The sequence below is a fragment of the Brevibacillus sp. M2.1A genome (assembly GCF_013284355.2).
Lineage (GTDB): Bacteria > Bacillota > Bacilli > Brevibacillales > Brevibacillaceae > Brevibacillus.
Genome location: NZ_JABSUY020000001.1, coordinates 3,566,045 through 3,590,677, shown reverse-complemented (window position 1 = coordinate 3,590,677; position 24,633 = coordinate 3,566,045). Strand labels below are relative to the sequence as shown.

At 47.5% G+C, this 24,633-nt stretch carries 5 protein-coding genes; all 5 read right to left on the bottom strand.

The window, feature by feature from the left end; all coding sequences use genetic code 11:
- Window positions 1-35: 35 nt before the first annotated feature.
- Window positions 36-764, bottom strand: a complete 729-nt coding sequence (locus HP567_RS17570; protein WP_173609240.1) for a thioesterase II family protein — start codon at window positions 762-764, stop codon at window positions 36-38.
- A 29-nt stretch (window positions 765-793) separates the two neighbouring features.
- On the bottom strand, window positions 794-1,501 hold the full coding sequence (locus HP567_RS17565; RefSeq protein WP_173609241.1) for a 4'-phosphopantetheinyl transferase family protein: 708 nt from the start codon (window positions 1,499-1,501) through the stop codon (window positions 794-796).
- Window positions 1,498-3,297, bottom strand: a complete 1,800-nt coding sequence (locus HP567_RS17560; RefSeq protein WP_173609242.1) for an ABC transporter ATP-binding protein — start codon at window positions 3,295-3,297, stop codon at window positions 1,498-1,500. Before HP567_RS17560 ends, HP567_RS17565 begins: the two co-directional genes overlap by 4 nt.
- Before the next feature lie 2 nt (window positions 3,298-3,299).
- Entirely contained in the window at window positions 3,300-5,081 is a 1,782-nt protein-coding gene (locus HP567_RS17555) for an ABC transporter ATP-binding protein (protein WP_173609243.1), read from the bottom strand.
- A gap of 83 nt (window positions 5,082-5,164) precedes the next feature.
- Window positions 5,165-24,628 (bottom strand): tyrocidine non-ribosomal peptide synthetase TycC, encoded by a 19,464-nt coding sequence (gene tycC / locus HP567_RS17550; RefSeq protein WP_173609244.1) that lies wholly within the window; start codon window positions 24,626-24,628, stop codon window positions 5,165-5,167.
- Window positions 24,629-24,633 lie beyond the last annotated feature (5 nt).

Sequence of the window (24,633 nt, the reverse complement as noted above, 5' to 3'; positions counted from 1 at the left end):
TTCACCTTTGGATTTATTGTTGCCGTACACAATTGTTAAAATGGTGCACGGATTGCAACTGCCTGTTCTACCTTCAATGTGTCTTGAATAATCACCATGATCGTATTCATTTGCTGATGAATAAAGAAATGCCCACCAGGCATGGGGTAAAATTTGCATTCTCCCCCGCAATAGTCTCGCCATGCCACAATATCTTGGATTTCAATAGAATCTTCTTTCCCAAACAATACCGTCATATTGACAGGGATTTGTTTGGGAAGCTCATTATTCATTTCATAAGTTTGCACGGCCTGGAAATCAGCGCGAATCATAGGCAAAAATACCTCCAAGATCTCGTGATTATCCAAAACTTCATTGGGAGTGCCCCCAAGTGTACGAAGCGATTCGATGAACTCGTCATGCGGCAGGTTGTATGTTTTTACCAGCTTCTGATACGCATGTGGCACGCGGGAGGCAGACAGGAACAAGTGCTGGGGCAGTGGCTTTCCATTCTGCAACAGCTTTCGCGTCAGTTCAAACGCAATTAATCCGCCCATACTGTGGCCAAAAAAGGCAAAAGGTTCTTCCCCCAGCTCTGGTGTAATCCGGTTGTATACATCCTCCAAGACCTCATAAAACGAGGTGGAAAGAACCATGCTATCGCCAATTAATGAAGGCCGTACCTCGAATGGATCAATTTCCAATATCGCTGGCGACACTACCCGCTTCCACCCGTAATAGATGCTGGGAAGCCCACCTGCGTACGGAAAGCAGAACAATTTCATCTCTTACCCCTCCCTTTCCTCATTGCGTATTATCTCGACATCTTTCTATGAAAAATAGCCTGATCTAAATCTTGTAAATCCCTCATCACTACTTGAGCAGCAAACTGATTGGCAGTCGCGCATGCTGATAATTTGTAACCTGGATCGATCTCATACTGATGAAATGCCCAAGCATCGCGGGAATCACTTTGCGATATCGTAATCGATTGGTCCAGGTTTTTTCTTATGGCGAATGATTGCAACGGGATGGATAGCCCCATGCCTCTCGCTTTTATATAGCTCTCCTTCAAAGTCCAAAGGTCGTAAAAATATGAAACCTGTTCATCTGGATGTTTTGCCAAGAGATCCTCTACTTCGGCTGTTGCAAAATAATGAGTGGCAATATCCAAATCAATCGGACATATTTGCTCCACATCAATCCCCACCTGCGCGTCATGCGTGGCGCAGACGACCCATTCCCCGGAATGCGAGACGTTAAAGCAGAAGTTGGGAAATGATTTCAAAAAAGGTTTTCCGTATGCATTGTAGTCATACTCGATTTCGTCATTAGAAATCTCGTAGACTTCACAAATGAGAGAACGTACCAGCACGTCCGCGAGCAACGCCCGATAGGAGTCAGCCGGATTTCTGAAACGATTGACCCGTTCCCGTTTTTCTTCGGGCAGTGCTTGTAAAAATCGGTTGAACGACTCTTTCTCCATGACAGCAGGACATTTCAAAGCGTAAATGGCAATCATGTAGCGCTCACCCTTCTTTCGGTCAATTCCAGACTACTCATTTGATCTGCTCGATCCTTTCGCTGCTGCACTTCATACAAGTTGGCATAGATGCCGTTGTACTGCATTAACTCAACATGGCGCCCTTGCTCGATAACCTTTCCTTGATCCATCACGTAAATCACATCGGCAGCCTCTACAGTCGACAGGCGATGAGCGATGACAAGTACTGTTTTATCTTTCATGAGTGCAGTTAATGCTTGCTGCACCCAATATTCCGATTCTGCATCCAAAGCAGAGGTTGCTTCGTCCAGTAAAAGAATCGGTGCATTTTTCAAGATAGCTCTGGCAATGGCAATTCGCTGACGCTGGCCGCCGGATAGCTTGGCACCGCGTTCTCCTGTTTTTGTCTGGTAGCCATCTGGCAGTTCCATAATAAAATCATGCGCATACGCAGCTTTGCTTGCCTGGATGACATCCTCTTCCGAAGCATTCAAGCAGCCGTAACGGATATTGTCTTCAATCGTTCCTTCGAACAAAAAGGCATCCTGAGGCACGTATGAGATCAAGCTTCTGATTTCTGCGAGAGAATAGGCGCCCATGGGCTTGCCCAGTAAATAAAGAGAGCCGCTCGCAGGTGGGTAATACCCTAACAGAAGTTTCATGACGGTGCTTTTTCCACTTCCACTCGATCCGACTAGGCCAGCCATTTGGCCTTGCTCGACTCGTAACGAAACACCATCCAGCACATTTGTATCTTCGTTGTATCCGAAAACGACCTGCTCCAGTTTCAGCATGCTTTCGCAATACTGGTGTTTGTCGGTGCTCTGCTGATACTCTTCCGGTTCGAGAGGTTCATTCAGAAAATCGACAACCCGAGAAGCGCCAGCTAGCGAGCTCTGCAACGCTGTAATGACTTGGCCAAGCTGGAGAAAGGCCAGTGTTACAAGCATCTGTTGTTGAACCAGAGCAACCAGCACACCCAACCCGATTATTTGTTTGGACACCATCATGATTCCAAAAACAAGCATTCCTCCGAAGCTTACGAATTGGATGAAGAAATTGGTCCCTTCCAATAATCCGTGTTTATGCCCTTGTTTGATGGCAGACGAAGCTACTTCCTCATTTGCTGCCGTGTAACGGGCGGTCACAACGTTATGTAAATGAAACATTTTGATGATGGGCAACCCAGACAAAAAATCGTTTAATCTTTCTGTCCCAATCCCCATCTGCTGCTGCATTCGGTCTCCAATGCGCCGTACAGACTTGGCAAACAGCGTATTCACATAAAGAGTCAATGCGCTTACGATCAACAAGACGACGGCAATTTTCCAATCCATTGCAAACATTCCTATGATCGAGCCAATCAGTGACAGCAGGATGATGCTCAATGTTTTCAATTGCTCTGCGTACGCGTTTTCCATGAGGACAACATCATTGCCCAGTCTCGACATCGTATCTCCCGAATGGTGCTGCTCATAGTAATCGAAAGGCAGCTTGCTCAAACGTTGATAGACATGAAGCCGAATGTTGGCAATGAGCTCACGGACGCATCGACGATAGATGTAGCTGAAAAATGGAGACAGGATACTTAGCAAGAGGAACATCATAGCCATGGTGGCAATCGCTCTGGTTAATAAAGCAGGGTCTTTTGTGTTCGCAAAATCCGTCAGATCCTTGAATACGAAAGGTAAAGATACCAATACAGCTGCTTGACCGATTCCGTCTCCTACGAGTCCCAATATATACGCTCGCTTTTTCGATTTCATAAACGACAGCAGTTGAAGTAGTTCCCGCATCAAACTCTTGATGAACATGCCTATACCCTCCCTGCTGCCAGTGAGCTGTGCGTCTCTGTGGCAAACTGTTTTTGATACAATCTGGTGTAAGCGCCGTCTTGGGCAAGCAAATCATAATGTGTACCCCGTTCAACAATTTGTCCTTGCTCCAAAACGAGCACTTCATCCGCGTCTTTTATCGTAGACAGTCGGTGAGCAATGACGAGAACCGTCCGATTTTTCATTACATTTTCCAGTGCTTCCTGTACCAGAGCTTCCGATTCTGTATCTAAAGCAGACGTTGGTTCATCCAGCAGCAGAATCGGGGCGTCCTTCAAAATCGCTCGGGCAATCGCGATCCGCTGTTTCTGTCCTCCGGATAAACGAGAGCCTCGTTCTCCCACTTTTGTTTGATATCCTTGCGGCAGCTCCATGATAAAGTGATGCGCATTGGCTGCTTTTGCCGCTGCGATAATCTCGTCTTGTGTCGCATCAATTCGTCCATATGAGATATTTTCCGCAATAGACACGGGAAATAGCGTCGTATCCTGAGAAACCATGGAAAGATAGCTCCGCATGTCCGGCATATTCCACTCCGTCATGGAATGCCCGAATACATTGAGTCTTCCGTTGCCCGGTTCCATTTGATAAAACCCGCACAGCAATTTCATGATGGTGCTCTTTCCACTTCCGCTTGCACCAACTAACGCAACGGTCTTATTTGGATGTAACGTAAAGCTAACATCATCAAGAATCCTTACCTGATCGTAGCCAAACGTAACGTTCTCAAACTGTACAGGAATCGCTTGTGGATCAACAGGAATCGCAGGCAGATCATTTTGTTCAACTGGCTGTGAAAAAATTTCTTGCAGCCGCTTTGCCGCACCTGAGGTCTCTTGTACTTGGGCAAACAACACGGGCGCGAGTGAAAGAGGTTCGATAATGAAGTGAAGCAAATAGCTGAAAACGACCAAGCTGCCCAGATCCAATTCTCCCGCCTGAATCAAGTACCCACCATAAGCAACAAAAAACAGAATGGGGGAAGAAAACAATAAAATCCCTGGTGCTGTCATCCACGCACGTTTCTTCTCTGCCTGGAACGCATTTTTCAAAACCTGCTTCATACCCGCATGGTATTTACGATACAGGACACCTTCCAATTGAAAAGCTTTGACCATGTGAATCCCGGAAAGCGTATCCTGAGCGATTGCGTTCGTTTTACCCAGATGGTCCTGCATTTGCTCCGAATATTTTTGAAGCGGTCTGCTCATCCACCCTGTGATCGCGATAGCGACGGGGAGGATTGCAACGCTGAAGATGATTAACTTCCAATTGATCGTCAACAACAGTCCAAGAGCTCCGACAAAAACAACCGGCAAATAAAAAAGCTGATAGAAATGCTTTTGCAAAAAGCTTTGCAAGATTTGGGCATCCGTTGTTAAGCGAGAAACGAGATCGCCAGAATGAAATTTATCCATCGTGGACATGGGGACTTTTTCAAGATGAGAAGCCATGCTGTTTTTCAAATCTCTCATGGCTCTTGCACTAAATCTAGCTGCCGAATACGTGATGAAATATTTTGAGAGAAAACCGACGATGGTCAGACAAAAAATGATAAGGGCAATACTGACCAGCTTGTCGAAGTTGTTCGTATGTTCAACCATGGTTTTGATCAGGATTCCCATCCAAATGTCTGCAACAGCCACAAGGAGCGAGGCAATGATACAAATCATGACCCAACCTCGATAAGGCTTTACATATGAGAGTATCCAGCCAAACACGGGCTCTTTCTTTCTGTGCTGAGCTTGCTTGGTAAAAATCATTTGCTGCTCCTCTCCAAGGATGTAATGGATGAACTCCCCTTGGAAATCGTGTTCCCAAGGGGAATCATCACAAAGCCTCGATCTTATTTCAGAATGAACAGCTCTTGCAGGATGTCTCGGAGGATGGAGGCATTCATTGTCACGTAATTTCCACCCAACATTCTGGAGTGGATACCGTACCCTTCGTACGTCATCAGTCGTTTCGTAGCCTGTGTCCAAGCGGCTTCATTCCATTTGACTGCGGCCAGATCTTCTTCGCCCGATTCCAGCTCTGATTGAATGAGATGGATCGCTGCGTTCGTTGCACCCGTATTGATCAGTTGATTGTGGTACATCACGTAGCTGACCGTTTTTCGAATGAAGCTTTGCTTGACGAATTCATTGGCAGCGTACAAATTGAAGTCTTCTTGCGTCATGTTGAACATCTCGATGTTCTCACCAATTTCGGCAAATAACTGGGCAATGTCACTCTCTGTTTCCGCCAGAGTCCTCTCCATCACCTTGTCTTTCCAGTACGAATCGAACAAGATGAGATCGGTCACGACATATCCTTGGTTCTCCAGTTCTTTTGCGACTTCAAATGCCAGATTGCCTCCAGAGGAATACCCCATGAGCGTATAGGGTCCTTTTGGATCAATCGCTACAATGGCTTCGATGTACTGCTCAAGTCGATTGTCTTCTTGGATGAAATCAAAGCTATACAAGGAGACGCCCTTGATTTCATCAGCAAGCTTTTGGTAATAGACACTTTGGGCTCCAATCGGCGTAAAGCAGAATACCTTTCTCGCCGTCTCTTCATTTAAGAGAATGGGACCACCGGAGTTGCCCTCGAAGTTCTTGTGCGTGATGAAATCGGCTACCTTCTCAATGGTTGGATGCTGGAAGATAAGGTTTAACGGAAGTTCAATCTGCATGTACTCATACACCTTTGCAACTAACAGTGTTGCTTTCAATGAGTGCCCACCCAGTTCAAAGAAATAGTCAGTGATGCCGATTGGTTCTATCCCCAAAACTTCCTGCCAAATGGCAGCCAATTGATGCTCAGTCGCACTTCTTGGGGCCACGAACTCACGTGAGGCCGCATCCGATGGCTTTGGCTTCGGCAACGCTTTGCGATCCACTTTTCCATTGGCTGAAAGCGGCAGTTGATCCAACTGGACAAAATAGCTTGGAACCATATAAGCAGGCAGTTCCTTCGCCAGATACCTTCTCAGCTCGGAAATGGATACCTCTGCTGCTGGGACGAGATAAGCGCAAAGATACTGTCCGGCCGTTACGTCATCCTCTTGCACAACTACCACTGCCTGATCGATGCCATCGTACGCAAGTATAGTGCTCTCGATCTCCCCGATCTCGATGCGGTACCCTCTCACCTTCACCTGTTCGTCAGCCCGGCCGATGTAATCGATCGTGCCATCCGTCCGCCATTTCACCAAGTCACCCGTTTTATACATGAGCTCCCCTGGCACAAACGGATTCGGAACGAACTTTTCTTGAGTGAGCTCTGGTTTATTCAAATAACCTCTTGCCAGTCCTGGTCCTCCGATGCATAGCTCTCCCACTACGCCAATCGGTTGCAAATGATGTTGCGTATCTACGATGTAAACCTGTACATTGGCTAGCGGTCGTCCAATCGTGATATCTTGCCCCGCTTCAATCGAACGAGAGATGGTGGTGACGACGCTGTTTTCGGTCGGACCGTATTCATTGTTGATCTCGATTGCTGGATGCTTTTCTTTCGTTTTTTGCACAAGCTGCGGAGGTAGTTTCTCGCCTCCCAGTGTCACGCAACGCAGAGGTGAGAAGTCGGCAGCAGTCGAGCAATCCAGAATTGCCTGGAACAGACTCGGTACACCGTAGTAATGTGTGACTTCCGTCGAGGCAATCAGCTTTTTCAGCGCTACCGGATCTTTCGCTTCTTCCTCTCTCGGCAAGACGCAAGTAGCACCTCCGAAAAGCGGAGCGAACAAGCTGGCTACAAACCCATCGAAGGCAAATGAGAATACCTGCAACGCCTTGTCTCCCGGTCCGAATCCATATTCATCTCTTCTCCACTGCAAGCAATTGACGATTCCTCGATGTGGAATCATAACGCCCTTCGGCTTACCGGTCGTACCCGATGTATAGATTACATAGGCGAGATCAGTTGGTTGATTGAGTGATGAGAGATTGGAGCCATCCATCTTGTTGTCATGCTCTGCGTTCAGATCAAGCCAGTCAAGACCGCTCGACACGCGAGACAATAGTTCTGATAAATGAGATTGGCAGAGAAGCAGTGCTGCGTTGCTGTCCGCAAGCAGGTACTGGATGCGTTCTTGCGGATAAGCCGGGTCGATTGGAACATACGCTCCGCCTGCCTTTAAGATACCGAGGATGCCAATGATCATCTCTGGTGAACGCTCCGCCATGACTGCTACAAGACGATCGGGTCCAACTCCCCTGGTGCGCAAAACTCTTGCCAGTCTGTTGGCCCGCTCATTGAGCTCGCTGTACGTCAGTGACTGACCGTTAAAGAGAATGGCTGCCTGATCTGGCGTCTTCGCGACTTGCTCTTCGAATAATTGATGCATCGTTTTGTCCGGTACGTAGCTAACACCTGTATCATTGAACTTCCCGAAAATTTGCTGCTTCTCTTCCGTCGAGAGCATATCGATTTCGCTCAAGCGGATATGCGGGTTTTGCACAACGATTTGGGCAATAGCCATGAAGTGGTTGCTTAACCGTTCAATTGTCTCTCTCGTAAACAAGCTTGTGCTGTACTCCACGCCAATGCGAATCTCTTCACGCTCTTCTGTGGCAATCAACGTCAAATCAAATTTGGAATGGTTGCCAGCCTGATCAGTCATGAAAGGAGCGAGTGTCAAGCCGAGCAAGTCGATAGCATCATCCGTGTTGTTTTGCACAGTAAACATCGTGTCGAAGAGCGGGTTTCTGCTTAAGTCTCGCGGAATGTCGAGTTTTTCCACCAGTTCCTCAAACGGATAATCCTGATGAACATAAGCGTCCAGTGCATTCTGCTTGACTTCCAGCAACAACTCGGTGAATGTTTTCCCAGCAAGCGGCTTGTTTCTCATCGCCAATGTGTTGACAAACATACCGACGATTGGTTCCAGATCAGCATGGGATCTGCCTGTAATCGGTGTGCCGACGATGATGTCCTCTTGCCCGGAATATTTGGAAAGCAGTACGTTGTACGTCGCGAGGAGCACCATATACAGTGTCGTTCCCGTTTCTCGGGCCAACTGGTTCAAGCCTTCCATGAGCTGTTTACCGGTTCCGATGCTATACTGATCTCCTGCGAAATTTTGAATGCTTGGTCGGGTGAAATCCGTTTGCAGATTCAGCACTGGAATTTCGTCTGCAAACACTTGAGCCCAGTACTGTTCTTGCTTGTTGAAGGCATCGGACTCAAAAAGCTCCCGTTGCCATACGGAGAAGTCCTTGTACTGGATTCGCAGCTCTGGCAAAACATCCCCTTGGTATAACTTCACTAAGTCAGACAGGAGAATGCCGGAGGATACACCGTCGGAAATGCTGTGATGCATGTCGGTAAAGAGCACATGACGATCTTCTCCAATATGCAGGAGACGGACGCGAAGCAACGGCGCTACCCCCAGATCGAATGGCTGAACAAGGGATGAAAGAACCTCTTGTGCCTGATCTTCTGTGATCGTTGTATACGAAAGTTCAAAAGATACTTCCTCGTGAATCTTCTGAACAGGTTCTCCATTTACAACGGCAAAAGACGTACGAAGACTTTCATGTCGCGCAATCAGCCGCTTGAACGCTGTCTCTAATCGTTCCGGTTCCAGCTTTCCTTCGATCAGCATAGTCGAAGGCATATTGTAGCTGATGCCGACTCCCTCGAACTGATGGAGGATATACATGCGCTTTTGAGCTGATGAAACAGGGTAATACTCTTGCGCAGGTGCTGGTTGGATCGAAATGACATATCCTCTTGCTGTCTCTTCGATGTGTGCAGCCAATTGCTGAATCGTCGGTTTTTCGAACAAAATACGAAGCGGAATATCGACTTGATATTCGTTATGCATGCTCGAAATCACACTCATCGCACGCAGGGAATGACCGCCAATTGCAAAGAAATCATCCAGAACCCCTACATGTTCCACATTCAGCACTTGCTCCCAGACGCGGGCCAATTGTGCCTCCAACTCCGTACGAGGTGCCACGTACTCTGTCGTTCTGAGTAGAGATACATCTGGCGCCGGTAAGGAACGTCTGTCGATCTTCCCGTTTGCGGTAAGCGGCAGCGCTTCAAGCGTTACGAAATACGATGGAATCATCGCTTGAGGCAATTCTTTTAGCAATTCCTTACGTACTTGTGCTGTATCGATCTCATGGTCTGCCACCATGTACGCGCATAGATACTTTTCTTGTCTGTGATCCTCTCTTGCGATGACAACTGCTTCAAGGATTCCGTCCAGCTTGCGTAGCTGGGTCTCGATTTCGCCCAGCTCGATACGGACACCCCTGATTTTCACTTGATGATCGTTACGACCCAGGAATTCTACATTGCCATCCGTGCGCCATTTTGCCAGATCACCCGTACGGTACAAGAGTTCACCTGGTGCAAAAGGATTTGGTACGAACTTCTCCTGTGTCAGCTCAGGTCTGTTCAAATAACCGCGAGCGACCCCAGCTCCACCGATGCACAACTCCCCCACGACTCCAACAGGTTGAAGATTCAATTGTTGATCCATCACATACATCTGCATATTCGGCAGCGGTTTTCCGATCGGTACCGTTCCCGAGCGAATGGATGAGACATCTGTTTCTTCGTAATAGCTGGAATCGATGCACGCCTCTGTTACGCCATAACTGTTAACAATGCGCATTGTCTGGCTGAATCTGGCGAGCAAGGTCTTGAAGTCTTCTGCCGGACAACTGTCTGCTCCGAGGATCAGGAGCTTCATCTGACTGATGTCGAGCTTGTTTTCGTAAATGTAATGCATCAACGGCATGATCAAAGCTGGTGTGGCTTCGAAAATCGTTATTTCATACCGCTTGATGATTTCGTACAAGGAAGCAGGGTCCATTTTGACCTCATTCGGGCAAATGACCAGTTGCCCTCCTGTGAGCAATGCTCTGGCAAAATCGCCAGTCGATACGTCGAAGGCGAAGCTCGCCATTTGCAGCAAGCGAACCGGGAAGGTATCCAAGTGATACTCATCCTGCCATGCAAACGCGACATTCGCATAGCTCCGGTGCTCGATCACGACCCCTTTTGGCTTGCCAGTCGTACCGGACGTATAAATGATGTAAGCAGCGTGTTCCGGCAGTGCAACAGGTTCCAGATTGCTCGCTTCTCCCTGATACAACCCCTCTGCATCCAGATAGAGCGTTTCGTAAGGGAATGCAAGCTGCGTATTCATCTTTTGCAAGGTAAGGAACAACTTCGCATCGCTATCTTCCAAAATGAATGTTTGGCGCTCCAACGGATAGTCTGGATCAATCGGAACGTAGGCGCCGCCGGCTTTCAAAATACCGAGCGTCCCTACTACCATGTGCAAGGAGCGGTCTACCATGATGCCGACATTGCTCTCTGGCTTGACTCCCATTTTGCGCAAAACACGTGCGAGTTGGTTGGCTTTTTCATTTAATTCCCGATACGTAAGCTGTTCGTCCTCGAAGATGACAGCTACTTCGTTCGGTGTTTTTTCTACCTGCTCTTCGAATAGCTCCTGGAACGTTTTATTCGTTGGATAAGCGGCTTTTGTTGCATTGAAATCATGCAGCATTTGCTCTATCTCTTCTTTTGACAAAACATTGATCTCTGCCAGCTTGCAATCTGGATTGGCAATGATCGTCTGTAGAAGATGGACGTAATGTGCTGCCATGCGGTCGATCGATTCTTTTGCAAACAACTTCGTGCAATAGCTGAATTGCACGAGAAGCTCATCCTGTTGTTCCATCGCGTCCAGAGCGATATCGAATTTCGCGATCTTGCCATCTACCGGGTAAGCGGACATGTTGAGTCCGGCAATTTCTAATGCAGACGAGTCCGCAAGCCCCAGACTGAACATCGTATCGAACAGTGGATTTCGGCTTAAATCGCGCCGTACTTGCAACTTATCTACGAGATGTTCAAACGGATAATCCTGATGTTCAAACGCTTGCAGTGCATTCTGTTTCACGTCACCCAAAAACTCGCGGAAGGTCAGGTTGCCTGCTGCCACATTTTTCAAGGCAAGCGTGTTGACGAACATGCCGACGACTCGTTCCACATCTGCGTGGGATCGACCTGCAATCGGTGTACCGACAACGATTTCTTCCTGTCCTGCGTATTTGGACAGCAGTACATTGTAGGCTGCCAAAAGCACCATGAACAGTGTGGAGCCCGTATTTGCAGCGAGTTGTCGCAACTCCGCAAGTAATTGATTTCCTGTACCGATCGCTACTGTGTCGCCTTCGAAGCTTTGAACAGTAGGTCTTGGGAAATCATTTGGCAGGTTGAGTAACGGGATCTCCCCTGCAAAGACATCCGTCCAATAGTCCTGCTGTTTTTGGAAACGCTCAGACTGGGACAGTTTCGTCTGCCAAGCAGCAAAATCTTTATACTGGATGCGCATGTCAGGGAGCTGCTTTTCTTCGTATAAGCTCGCAAACTCCTTGGCGATGACTGCAAGCGATACACCATCAGAGATAATGTGATGCATATCCATGAAGAACAAGTGTCGTTCTTCTCCCAGTTTCAACAAGTGAACCCGGAACAGCGGAGCCAACTCGAGATTAAATGGCTGAACCAACTCTTGAATGCGTTGCTCTACTTGGTCTTCTGTCGCCTCGGAAATACCGATGTGCAGCGTGACATCCTCATGGATTCGTTGAACTGGTTCCCCGTTTTTCGAATGGAAGGATGTTCGCAAGGATTCATGTCGTTTTACCAGTGTTTGGATCGCATGTTCAAAGCGCTCGTAATCCAGTTGGCCATCTATGATCAGCACATTTGGCACGTTGTAGCTGATCCCGCTTCCTTCAAACTCATGCAGGATGTACATTCTTTTTTGTGCGAACGAGACTGGGTAAAACTCTGCTTGCTCTACTAGTTGAATGGTCTCGAACTGTTCAATCTCACTCGCAGTGATATAGGCAGCCAGCTCATGGATCGTAGCAGATTCAAACAGTGCTTTTAACGGAAGCTCTACCTGGAATGCTTTATGCACCTGCGTGATTACATTCATAGCCTTGAGAGAATGTCCACCCAGTTCAAAGAAGTTGTCATGAATGCCTATCGGATGAATCCCCAGAACCTCTTGCCAAATTTCTGCCAGCTTCTGCTCCGTTGTATTTTGTGGGGCGACATATGTGGCGCCTTGTACCCGATCTCCAGATGGTTCAGGCAAAGCTCTGCGATTGACCTTCCCATTTGCAGTCAAAGGCAGTTTATCCATTTGAACATAGAAGGCTGGAACCATGTAGCTAGGCAATTCTTTGGAAATAGCCTCTCTCACCTCTGCTACGTCGAGCTCCTCTTCTGGAACAAAGTAAGCGCAGAGAGCTTTTTGGCCGTTCGTATCATCCATCACGGTAACGACAGCTTCTTTTACCTTTTCCAGATTAGTCAAGACGCTCTCGATTTCCCCAAGCTCGATCCGATAGCCCCTGATCTTTACCTGTTGGTCGATACGTCCCAAATACTCAATCGTTCCATCCGCCTTCCATCTCGCCAAATCCCCTGTGCGGTACATATTTTCACCAGAAACAAACGGATTCGGAACAAACTTCTCGGCGGTCATTTCCGGTTTGTTCAAATAGCCTCTCGCAACTCCATCACCACCGACGCACAATTCACCGGGCACCCCAATTGGCTGCGGCTGGTTGTAGCGATCCACGATATAAGCTGTGGAGTTCGAGATTGGCTTCCCAATCGGAATATTGTCTTCGAATTCCTTCTCAATCAAATAGCATGTCGAGAAAGTTGTGTTTTCGGTCGGGCCGTATCCGTTCCAAATTTCCAGAGCTGGATGGGCGCTGTTAACTTTGTTGATGTGTCTCGGAGACAGTGCTTCGCCACCGACGATTAACGCACGCAAACCTTCAAACATCGCCGGGTTGTCTTGCGAAAGCTGGTTAAACAGTGGTGAAGTTAACCACATCGTGGTAATCCGATTCTCTCGCAGGAAGCTGCCTAACTTCTCCGCATCCAAAAGGACATCCTTGCTCACAAGGAACAAGCTAGCACCATGCAACAGAGCCCCGAAAATCTCGAACGTCATGGCGTCAAAGCCAATGGCGCCCGTTTGAATCATGCGATCTTCTTCACGTACCTGAACGTAATTCGTATGTTTCACCAATCGGGTGACATTGCGATGCTCGACCATGACTCCTTTTGGCTTGCCTGTTGAACCAGACGTGTACATCACATAGGCCAAGTCCTTGGCGTCATTGAGGTTAGTCGGATTGCTGGCATCTTCTTGCTCCAGGCTCTCGTCTTCCAAAATGATTGGAATGAGACCTTCTTCCACGAGATGCAAGAGATGTCTTTGAACAAGGACAACCTTCACGCCGCCATCTTCGAGCATGTAAGTAATGCGCTCGGATGGATGCTCTGGATCAATCCCCAGATAGGCGCCTCCCGCTTTGATGATCCCCATAATGCCTGTGATCATCTCGAGAGAACGATCTGCGATCAATCCGACAACGGAATCCTTCCCGATTTCCTCACGGCGAAGAGCACTTGCGATCTGATTGGCTTTCTGGTTCAGCTCCTGATACGTCAACATCTGTCCGTCAAAAATGACAGCGGCTTGCTCAGGCGTTCTCAGAACCTGCTCCTCGAATAGCTCTTGAATGGTGCTCTCGCGTGGATAATCGACTATCGTGTTGTTAAATGCGACCGTCACAAGCTGTTTTTCTTCTTCGGTCAACAAGCTGAGCTCGTGCAAGGCAGCGGTTTGATCTGCAATAACTCCTCGCAGCACCTGTAGAAAATGACCTGCCATTCTTTCTATCGTGTCTCTTTGGAACAATTTCGTTGAGTATACGAGACCAAAATGAATTCCTGTCTCATCTTCATGTGCTTCCAGCGTGAGATCGAATTTGGCGTTGCCTTGCTGCCCATCTCCGGAGTAGGCTTCAAATTTCAGTCCATCCACCTCAAAGGCTTTTTTGTCCAGGTTTTGCAAAATAAACATGGTGTCAAACAGTGGGTTTCTGCTGAGATCCCGCTGGATTTCCAGTTTTTCGACCAGTGCTTCAAACGGATAATCCTGATGGGCGTATGCTTGCAGTGTATTCTGTTTAACATCTTCCAAAAATGCCTGGAACGATTTTTTGCCGTCAGGGTAGTTTCGCAAAGCCAATGTATTGACAAACATCCCCAAGACTTTTTCTACATCCGCATGCGATCTACCAGCAATCGGCGTTCCCACTACGATGTCTTCTTGACCGCTGTATTTGGAAAGGAGCACATTGTAAGCCGCCAGCAAGACCATAAACAGCGTAGTTTGGTTCTCATGGGCGAGCTTGTATAAATCGTCCATCAACGTTTTGTCAGCCTGGAACGTAATGCAATCTCCCTCAAAGCTTTGAACAAGCGGGCGAGAATAATCGGCGGGCAGATTCAGTACCGGAATGTCTCCCGCGAAGGACTGCAACCAGTAGTTCTCGTGCTTTGTATAGATGTCGGTTTGGAACAGATCCTTCTGCCAGACAGCAAAGTCTTTGTATTGAACAGCCATATCTGTTAATAATTGGTTTCTATACAACTTCGAGAATTCCTCCATGATGATCCCGACAGAGACACCATCCGAAATGATGTGATGCATATCCATCAGGAAGAGATGTCTCTTCTCTCCCAATCTGAAGAGTCCAACCCTCAACAACGGAGCCTTTTCCAAATCAAATGGTTGCACAAATGTTTCGATGGTTTGCTCGACTTGATCTTCCGTCAAATCCTCATAGCGCACATCCAGTTCGACTGCCTCATGTACACGCTGAACAGGCTCACCATTCACTGTGTGGAAGGATGTCCGCAACGATTCGTGTCGCTTGACCAGCCCGTGTATCGCGGTTTCAAAGCGTGCGTAGTCCAGATCGCCTTCAATAAACATTACGCTTGGCATGTTATAAACTGTGCCGGTACCTTCAAACTGGCGCAGGACATACATCCTCTTTTGTGCTGAAGAAACGGGATAATATTCTTGCTGCGGTACAGGATGAATCGGTATATGCGTGTCTTTTCCACTTGTCTCGATATACTGTGCCAATGCCTGAATGGTAGGTGTCGCAAAGAGCACGCTGAGTGGAAGCTCTACTTGATATTCTTTATGGATCTGTGCGGAGAGCGACATGGCTTTCAAGGAATGCCCGCCTAACTGGAAGAAGTTGTCGAGAACACCGATGTCGGTTATCCCGAGCACATGTTCCCAAATCTCTACCAGCCTGCTTTCCACAGGACTTGCTGGCGCCACATATTCTGCCCCCGTTACAGGCCTGCCTTCTGGTTTCGGCAAGGCTTTCCTGTCGATCTTTCCATTCGGCGTAAGCGGGAGATGATCGAGCTGGATCAAGTACGCAGGAATCATGTAAGACGGCAAGCTTTTCGACAGATACGTCCACAGATTCGAGACTTCAAGCCTTTCTTCCGCCGTGTAATAAGCAGCAAGCGACGATTGGCCCTGTTGGTCCTCATGGACAATCACGACAGCCGAAGTCAGCTTTTTAAAGGAGAGCATAACCGACTCAATCTCGCCGATTTCAATCCGATATCCTCTTACTTTTACCTGTTCATCCAAGCGACCGATAAATTCAATCGTTCCGTCAGGGAGCCACTTTCCTAGATCGCCCGTCTTGTACATGCGCTCGCCTTCCAAATACGGATGAGAAACAAATTTCTCTGCTGTGAGTTCCGGCTTGTTCCAATATCCACGTGCCAAACCGTGGCCACCGATGCAAATTTCCCCGACGACGCCGATTGGCTGTAGCTGATGGAATTTGTCCACAATATAGATGCTGGTGTTGGCAATGGGACGTCCGATTGTTATCACAGAATCCAGTTGCGAAATTCGTTGATAGGTGGCGACGACACTGCTTTCTGTCGGACCGTATTCATTGACGATGACCAATTGCGGATTCTGCTGATTGCTCTTCTCAACGAGCTGAGCGGTTACTTTTTCGCCCCCTAGTGTGACGTTTTGCAGGGAACTGATATCTGCAGCAGAACCGCATTCCAATATCGCTTGGAATAAACTTGGCACGCATGTCATTTGAGTGCATCTCGCAGCTGCAATGAGCTTTCTGAGAGATACAGGATCTTTCGCTTCTTCGTCCTTCGCCAGGATGACAGCTGAACCGGAAAGGATCGGCGTAAAGAAGGAAAGAACAAAGGCATCAAATGCAAAGGATAGGGACACCAGTTTTCGATCATGAACACTAAACTGATACTCCTCTTTTTTCCACAGCACGTTGTTGACAATGCCTCTATGCTCGACCATGACTCCTTTTGGTTTACCTGTTGTCCCCGATGTGTAAATGACATAAGCCAAATCGGAAGCGGTTTGAATCGGTTCGAGATTCGAACGGTTGGGAGAATAGTTGTTCTCCTCCTCCAGATACAGGCATTCCACGCTCACGCTAGAAGCCAGTTTAGCTCCAAGATGCTTTTGGGTAAGTAACAGACGGGCTTCGCAATCCTCCAGCATGTAGGCCACACGGTCTTCCGGGTATTCGGGATCGATAGGCACGTAGGCTCCACCTGCTTTCAAAATGGCCATGATTCCCACAACCATTTCCAAAGAACGATTCGCCATGATTCCTACGAATTGGTTAGCCTTTACTCCCCGTTCACGCAAGGTAACGGCAAGCTGGTTTGCTCGCTCATTCAATTCGTGATAGGACATCTGCTTATCACCGATTACAATCGCTGTAACCTGTGGTGTTTTTTCCACTTGCTCCTCAAACAGCTCATGGAGTGTCTTGTTCTGCGGATATTCCGTATGCGTTTGGTTGAATTCTACTAATAAGCGATGCTTTTCTTCAGCGGAAAGCATACTGATTTCGGACAATGTAACGGCTTCTTGCTCAATAACGGCATGAAGGATTCGGATGAAATGTGCCGCTATTTTTTCAATGGTCTCTCTTGTAAACAATTTGGTGCAGTAATCAAGGCTAAAGATGATTTCTTCATCTTCTTCGTACGCCTCTAATGACAGATCAAACTTGGCCTGATTTACTTCTGCCATATAGGGTGTAAACGTCAGTTGCTCCATTTCGAATGGCTTCTGATCCATATTTTGCAAGATAAATACGGTGTCAAACAAAGGATTGCGGCTCAGATCCCGTTGAATGTCCAACTTATCGATCAGCTCATCCAGTGGATAATCCTGATTCTCAAAAGCTTTCAGCGTATTGTTTTTCACTTCTGCCAAAAAGCTAAGGAAGGTCTTCGTCCCCACAGGCTCGTTTCGCAACGCCAGTGTATTGACAAACATACCGATGATCGAATCCGTTTCAGCATGGGACCTGCCAGCAGTAGGCGCGCCAACAATAATGTCCTCTTGTCCAGAGTATTTGGCCAGAAGTACATTGTAGGCCGCCAGCAAAACCATGTAGAGCGTAGCTCCTGTACCATGGGCAAGTCGATTCAGTTCTTTTTTCAAAAGGGCACCGGAGCCGAAAATAAATCGCTCACCCTCGAAGCTTTTCACAGAAGGTCTCGGATAATCCGTTGCAAGATTCAATACAGGAATTTCTCCCGTAAAGGTATCGATCCAATAGGCTTCCTGTGCAGCAAACTCTTCCGTCTCGTACCATTGATTCTGCCAATGGGCAAAGTCTTTGTACTGAATGCTCAGTTCAGGCAGCTCTTCCCCGTGATAAAGCTGAGCAAGCTCTTGAACCAGAATGCCAATCGATACACCATCCACCACAATATGGTGAAAATCCAGCATAAAAAGATGGCGTTCCAGAGGCAGTTTGACCAGTCCAGCGCGTATCAGTGGAGCTTTTTCCAAGTCGAACGGTTGAATAAATTGCTCGACGATTTGTTTCAGCTCTCCCTCTGTTGACTCCATCGACGAGATTTCCAGTTCAACATCTTCATGTACGCGCTGAACAGTCTCTCCTTTCACGGTGTGGAACGAGGTACGCAGAGATTCATGGCGTCTCACCAGACTCTTGAGCGCTTGCTGCAAACGCTCTGTATCCAGCTTGCCATCGATGTACAGGATGCCCGGCATGTTGTAGCTGATACCTGCACCTTCCATTTGTCGGAGAATAAACATTCTCTTTTGTGCAGAAGACACGGAGTAATACTCCTGCTTTTGGACAGGTTCAATCTTCGTATACCTGCCTTTTCCAGCAGTAGCGATGTATGCCGACAAGCCAGCGATGGTAGGCGATTCAAACAGTGTTTTCAACGGCACATCTACATGAAGGGTGCGATGGATCAAAGAGATGACGTTCATCGCCTTCAAGGAGTGTCCGCCCAACTCGAAGAAATGATCGTGTACCCCGATTGGGTTCACGCCAAGTACACTTTGCCAAATGTCTGCGAGCGTAGCTTCCACTTCATTGCGCGGAGCTACATACACGATTTCAGATGTGGATGCTCCCTCTGGCTGAGGCAATGCTTTGCGATCCACCTTGCCATTTGCTGTGAGCGGTAGCTTCTCCAAATAAACAAAATAAGAAGGAACCATATAAGCTGGCAAATGGGACGCCATATAAGCTCTCAGGTCGGCTGTCTTGATTTCCCTATCGGAAACGATATAAGCGTACAAGTTGTTTTGCCCTTTTTCATCTGGACGGGCAAGGACAATAGCCGTTTTGATCCATTCATGCTGCATAAGCCTTGCTTCGATCTCACCCAATTCGATCCGGTGTCCTCTGATTTTGACCTGATGGTCGATGCGTCCGAGATATTCCACGTTGCCGCAGGCTAGATACCTTACCATGTCTCCCGTACGGTACATCCTGCTACCCGGTTCAAACGGATTGTCAATGAAGCTGGCTGCTGTCAGTTCTTCACGATTCCAGTAGCCGCGGGCCAAACCATCGCCAGCAATGCACAGTTCTCCTGCAACCCCTATTGGCTGGAGCTGGTTGCTCGCATTTACGACATACAAACGGACGTTATCAATCGGTTTGCCAATGGGAATCACGCCATACTCCGGCAAACGAGGGCAAATCCAGTATGTCGCATCAATCGTGGATTCTGTAGGACCATAGAGGTTAATCAACTGTGCCGTTTGCGTCTGGTAAAAGCGCGAAACTAGCGCAGGTGCCAATGCTTCTCCACCACAAAAAACGCGTTGCAAGCTCGTGCAATTGCTCCATCCTGGTTCGGTCATGATCAGGTCCAGCAAGGAAGGAACCATCTGTAATGTCGTGATCTTCTCTTCTCTGATCATGCGAGTCATGTACGCGATGTCGCGATGTCCGTCTGGCATTGCCAGTACCAGGCGTCCCCCTGTGATCAGTGGCAAATAAAATTCCCATACGGAAGCATCGAAGGAAAATGGCGTTTTTTGCAAGACAGCATCTTCTGTAGTCAGCGGGAAGGCATTCCTCATCCAAAGCATGTGATTGCAAATCGCTTGATGCGTGATCATAACCCCTTTGGGATTTCCGGTCGATCCAGAAGTATAAATGACATAAGCCAAGTCATCCCCACCAGCGACATTGTCAAGATTGGTGTCGTCCCCTGCATAAATCGCTTCATCGTCAACATCAATGATTTCTCCTGTATACTCTACTGTCTCTTTCAAATGACGCTGTGTCAGAAGAATAGGAGCCTTGCTGTCGCTGAGCATGTATTGGATTCTTTCTGGCGGGTAGGTAGGATCAATTGGCGTATACGCACCACCTGCTTTTAACACGGCCAACATGCTCACGACCATCCCGATAGAACGGTCTACCATAATGCCGATCAACGTATCTGGTTGCGTTCCTTTGCTCCGCAGCAAACGAGCTACTTGATTGGCCCGGGCGTTCAACTGGCGATAGGTCAATGTGTATCCGTCATAGGCTACCGCTACTTGATCTGGCGTAAGCACTACCTGCTCTTCAAACATTTGATGCAATACCTGATCAGCGGAACGTTCGACAAAAGTGTCATTGACGTTCAGGATCAGAGCACGTTTTTCTGCTTCTGTCATCATGTCGATTTCTGCTAGCTTGGCATTCGGCTGTGCAGGAATGGTACGCAGGATTTCCAGATAATGATGGGCCATTCTTTGGATCGTTTCTTTTTTGAACAGCTTTGTTCCAAATGCAAATTGGAATTGAATGTCAGATTGCGATTCACTCGCATTCAAAGCAAGATCGAACTTTGAAATTTTGTTAAACAACTCATAAGGAGCTGCTGTAAGCTGCTCGATTTCCAGCGACTGCTGATTCGCATTTTCCAAAGAAAACATAGTATCAAACAAAGGATTTCGGCTGATGTCACGTTGAATCGCCAGCTTTTCCACCAGCTCTTCAAATGGATAATCCTGATTGTCATAAGCCGCCAGCGCATTTTGTTTCACTTCTTGCAAGAATTCGGTAAAGGTTTTGTCACTCGCAGGATGATTTCTCATCGCCAACGTATTCACAAAGATTCCCATGATGTTTTCCACGTCGGCATGAGAACGACCAGCGACAGGCGTCCCCACAATGATGTCCTCTTGGCCCGAATACTTGGACAGGAGGACATGGTAAGCTGCGAGCAAGACCATATACAGGGTTGTTCCCGTATCTGCTGCTATCTTGCGCAAACTCTCCGTCAATTCTTTTCCTGCGTCAAAAAGGACAAGATCCCCATCAAAGCTCTGAATGGTTGGTCGCGGATAATCCGTCGGCAGATTGAGCAAAGGAATTTCATCAGCAAACGTATTTAACCAGTGGAGCTCCTGCTTCTTGTACACATCCGTCTGGAAAAGCTCATTTTGCCAAGCCGCGAAATCCTTGTATTGGAGAGAAAGAGGCTCCAAGGCTTCCCCTTGGTATAACTTGGCAAATTCGCTCAGTAAAATTTGGGACGAAACACCGTCCGAGATGATATGGTGCATATCGAGTAGGAACAAATGACGATCTTTGCCCAGCTTAACCAAGCCTGTTCGAATCAACGGAGCGATTCCGAGATCAAAAGGACGGACGAAATCGCGCATGATCTGCTCCGCCTTGTCTTCCGTAGACTTCAGCATCAGGATGGGTACTTCTACCTCATCATGCACTTTCTGTACAGGCTCACCATCGATACGGTGGAAGGAGGTGCGCAAGGCTTCGTGGCGCTCCGCCAGTCGTTGGACCGTGCTAGCAAAACGATTGTAATCCAGCTTTCCTTCCAGCAGCATTGCGCCCGAAATGTTATAGCTGATGCCACTTCCTTCAAATTGCTGAAGGATGTACATTCTCTTTTGAGCAGAAGATACGGGATAAAATTCTTTTTCCTCAACCGGTTGAATGGCTGTGTACGCGCTTTTCCCCGATTTCGCGATAAAAGCAGCGAGCTGGGATACGGTCGGATTCTCAAACAGTGCCTTTACTGGCAAATCCACTTCCAACGCTTTCGATACTTGAAAGATGACTGTCATAGCCTTCAGTGAATGTCCGCCCAAATCAAAGAAATGATCGTGAACACCTACACGACTAACCCCCAGGGCCTGCTGCCAAATCTCAGCCAATTTGGTTTCCATTTCATTCTGCGGAGCGACGTACGCCGTTCCCGTTACAACTGCACCGTCAGGCTTCGGCAATTTCTTCCGCTCAACTTTTCCATTGGCTGTCAGCGGAATTTCTTCCAGACGAACAAAGAAGGACGGGATCATGTAGGAAGGAAGCGTACTTCCCAAATGCTCTCGTAGTTCTGATACGGTCAACTCCTGCTCGGAAACAATGTAGGCATAGAGCACATTTTGACCACTGTCATCCTTTTCCGCGATAACAACGGCTTCCTTGATCCATTCATGCTGCGTTAAACGCGTCTCAATCTCACCCATCTCAATCCGATGTCCACGAATCTTCACTTGATGGTCGATTCTTCCCAAGTATTCCATATTGCCGTCGGGCAGCCATTTCGCCAGATCGCCTGTTCGATACATTTTGGTCCCCGGACGGAACGGATTATCGATGAACTTTTCCTGGGTCAGGTCTGGTCTGTTGAAATATCCTTTGGCTACGCCATCCCCAGCTATATACATTTCACCGATGGAGCCAACGGGTATCGGCTGCATAGCGGAATCGAGCAAATAAAGCTGGACGTTGTCAGCAGGAACTCCGATTGGTACCGATTCTTGGATCGGCTTCTCTGGGTCATACAAATAAATCATGCAGCCTACAACCGTTTCGGTAGGTCCATACTCATTGAAAATCTTGACATTCTGTCCAAAGTTCTCATAGATTCTCTTCGCCAATTGGGTTGGCAAGTTCTCACCACCGACAATAAACCGTCGGATGCTGCTGTTTGTTCCATCTATTTCTTCTATCAGCTTCAAATGTGTTGGCGTCAGCTTGATGATTCCCACTTGATTATCTTGGATGATGTCTAAAATGACCTGTACCTTATCTGCCCCTCTGTATACATAGATCGTATTGCCTGACAAAAGTGGCGTGAAAATCGAGGTGACAGTCAAATCAAACGAAATGGAAGAGTATAACGGAAAGTCGACAGCTTCCCCTTGAACATACTCCTTGTTCGCCCACCAAATGTAATTGACGAGACCTCGGTGGGTAATCATCGCGCCTTTTGGATTCCCCGTTGACCCGGAAGTATAGATCATGTACGCCAAATCGTCCGGTGTGCATGAATTGTCAAGATCCGTACTGTCACCTTCAAACAAAGAAGGATTGTCTAGGTAGAGGATGTCGCCTTCAAACTCGACTTTTTCTTGAAGATGAGACTGCGTCATTAGAATCGTCGTCTGACTGTCATCTAGTAAATACTGAATTCTCTCTATCGGATACTCGGGATCAATCGGCAAATAGGCGCCGCCTGATTTTAGAACTGCCATAATCGCCACAATCAGCTCGAGTGAATGCTCCGCCATAATGGAGACGATACTGCCCTGAGAAATTCCTTTCCCACGCAGAGCTCTGGCCAACTGGTTGGAACGCTCCTGAAGCTCCTGGTAAGTAAGGCGATCTTCCCCGCAAACAACCGCTACTTTCGAAGGTGTCTGTCTTGCCTGCTCCGCGATCAGCTCGAAAATCATTTTGTCGCGTGGATAATCAGCGGTTGTGTCGTTATAAGCGACCAGCAATTGCTGTTTTTCCTCATCCGTAATGATGCCGATATCTTCAAGCAGTACATTCGAATTGTGAATGACCTGATCAATGATCGTTTTCAAGTGACCTTCTACTCGGTTCATAAATGACTCTTCATAAACCGATGCATTGTAGCTCAACTTTACATACATCTCATTCGAAGGTGCGACTGCTACCACAACGTTAAAATCATAGGAAGTCTGTTCTTCCCCATTTTCCACGTTGAATTGAAAGCCTAAGGAATCCTCCCGATCACTCGAAGCATGATCCGGGTAGTTTTCATACGTCACCAAATGATCAATTAACTCTTGTTTCAGTACCGTCTTGCTCTGAATTTCGTACAGCGGAGCGAAATCATAAGAAGCAGAAGCCAAGGCTTGCTTCTGAACTGTTTTTAGCAGCCCACTGAAGGTTTGTTTTCTACTCGTTTGCACGCGGGTTGGGATCGTGTTAATGAACAATCCGACCATGCTCTCAATCCCTTGAATCCCTGGCGGACGACCTGACACAACAGAACCGAAAACCACATCGTCCGAGTTTTTGTACTTGCTCGCCAAAATCCCCCAAAGAGATTGAAATACACTGCTCAACGTAGCCTGATTCTGACTGGCAATCTGCATCAACTGCTGAGTCTTCTCAGGTGCGATGGTGAAAAGATTCTCCACATGGACATAACTGCCATCTTCCGCTACATTCTTCTTTTTAGGGAAGTCAGCCTGATGGTCATAGCCTTCCAGGTAGTTCTGCCAGTAAGTAAGTGCTTCTTCTTTATTTTGCTTATCCAGCCATTTGATATATTCGCTGTATGGTTTGGTTGCTTCTCGCGGAATAGTCTCACCCTTACGAATGGCGGCATAGTACGCGAGCAGCTTATGAAGCAAGACCCCCAAAGACCAACCGTCGACGATGATATGGTGGAATGCCCAAACGAACTGGTACTGGTTCTCCCCCGTTTGGAAAATGGCTGCTTTCATCAAGACGTCTTTCGTCAGCTCAAACGTATGATGCTGGTTGGTATACGCTTTTATGTATTCGTTCTGATCATCTATTGGCAAATGAGCAATGTTTTCGAAATGAATGGTAACTTTTCTCTCTTTAAAAACAACCTGTCGAGGTCTCTGCAGGTTTTGATAAACGAACACCGTGCGCAAAACTTCATAGTTCTCTACGAGCTTGTTCATGCTCTCTTCAAAAATGGGCAGGTGAAAATCACCTTGGAGTTTTGCGGACATTTGGAGGCAGTAGGCGCTGCTGTTTGTGTCACTGACAGCATGAAACAACATACCCTCTTGCAATGGGGTTAACGGGTAAATTTTTGCGATATTTTCCTGCTTATTCATTCTGC

Coding starts and splice junctions, on each gene's coding strand:
- HP567_RS17570 (WP_173609240.1), bottom strand. CDS start 764: ATGAAATTGTTCTGCTTTCCGTACGCAGGTGGGCTTCCCAGCATCTAT.
- HP567_RS17565 (WP_173609241.1), bottom strand. CDS start 1,501: ATGATTGCCATTTACGCTTTGAAATGTCCTGCTGTCATGGAGAAAGAG.
- HP567_RS17560 (WP_173609242.1), bottom strand. CDS start 3,297: ATGTTCATCAAGAGTTTGATGCGGGAACTACTTCAACTGCTGTCGTTT.
- HP567_RS17555 (WP_173609243.1), bottom strand. CDS start 5,081: ATGATTTTTACCAAGCAAGCTCAGCACAGAAAGAAAGAGCCCGTGTTT.
- tycC (WP_173609244.1), bottom strand. CDS start 24,628: ATGAATAAGCAGGAAAATATCGCAAAAATTTACCCGTTAACCCCATTG.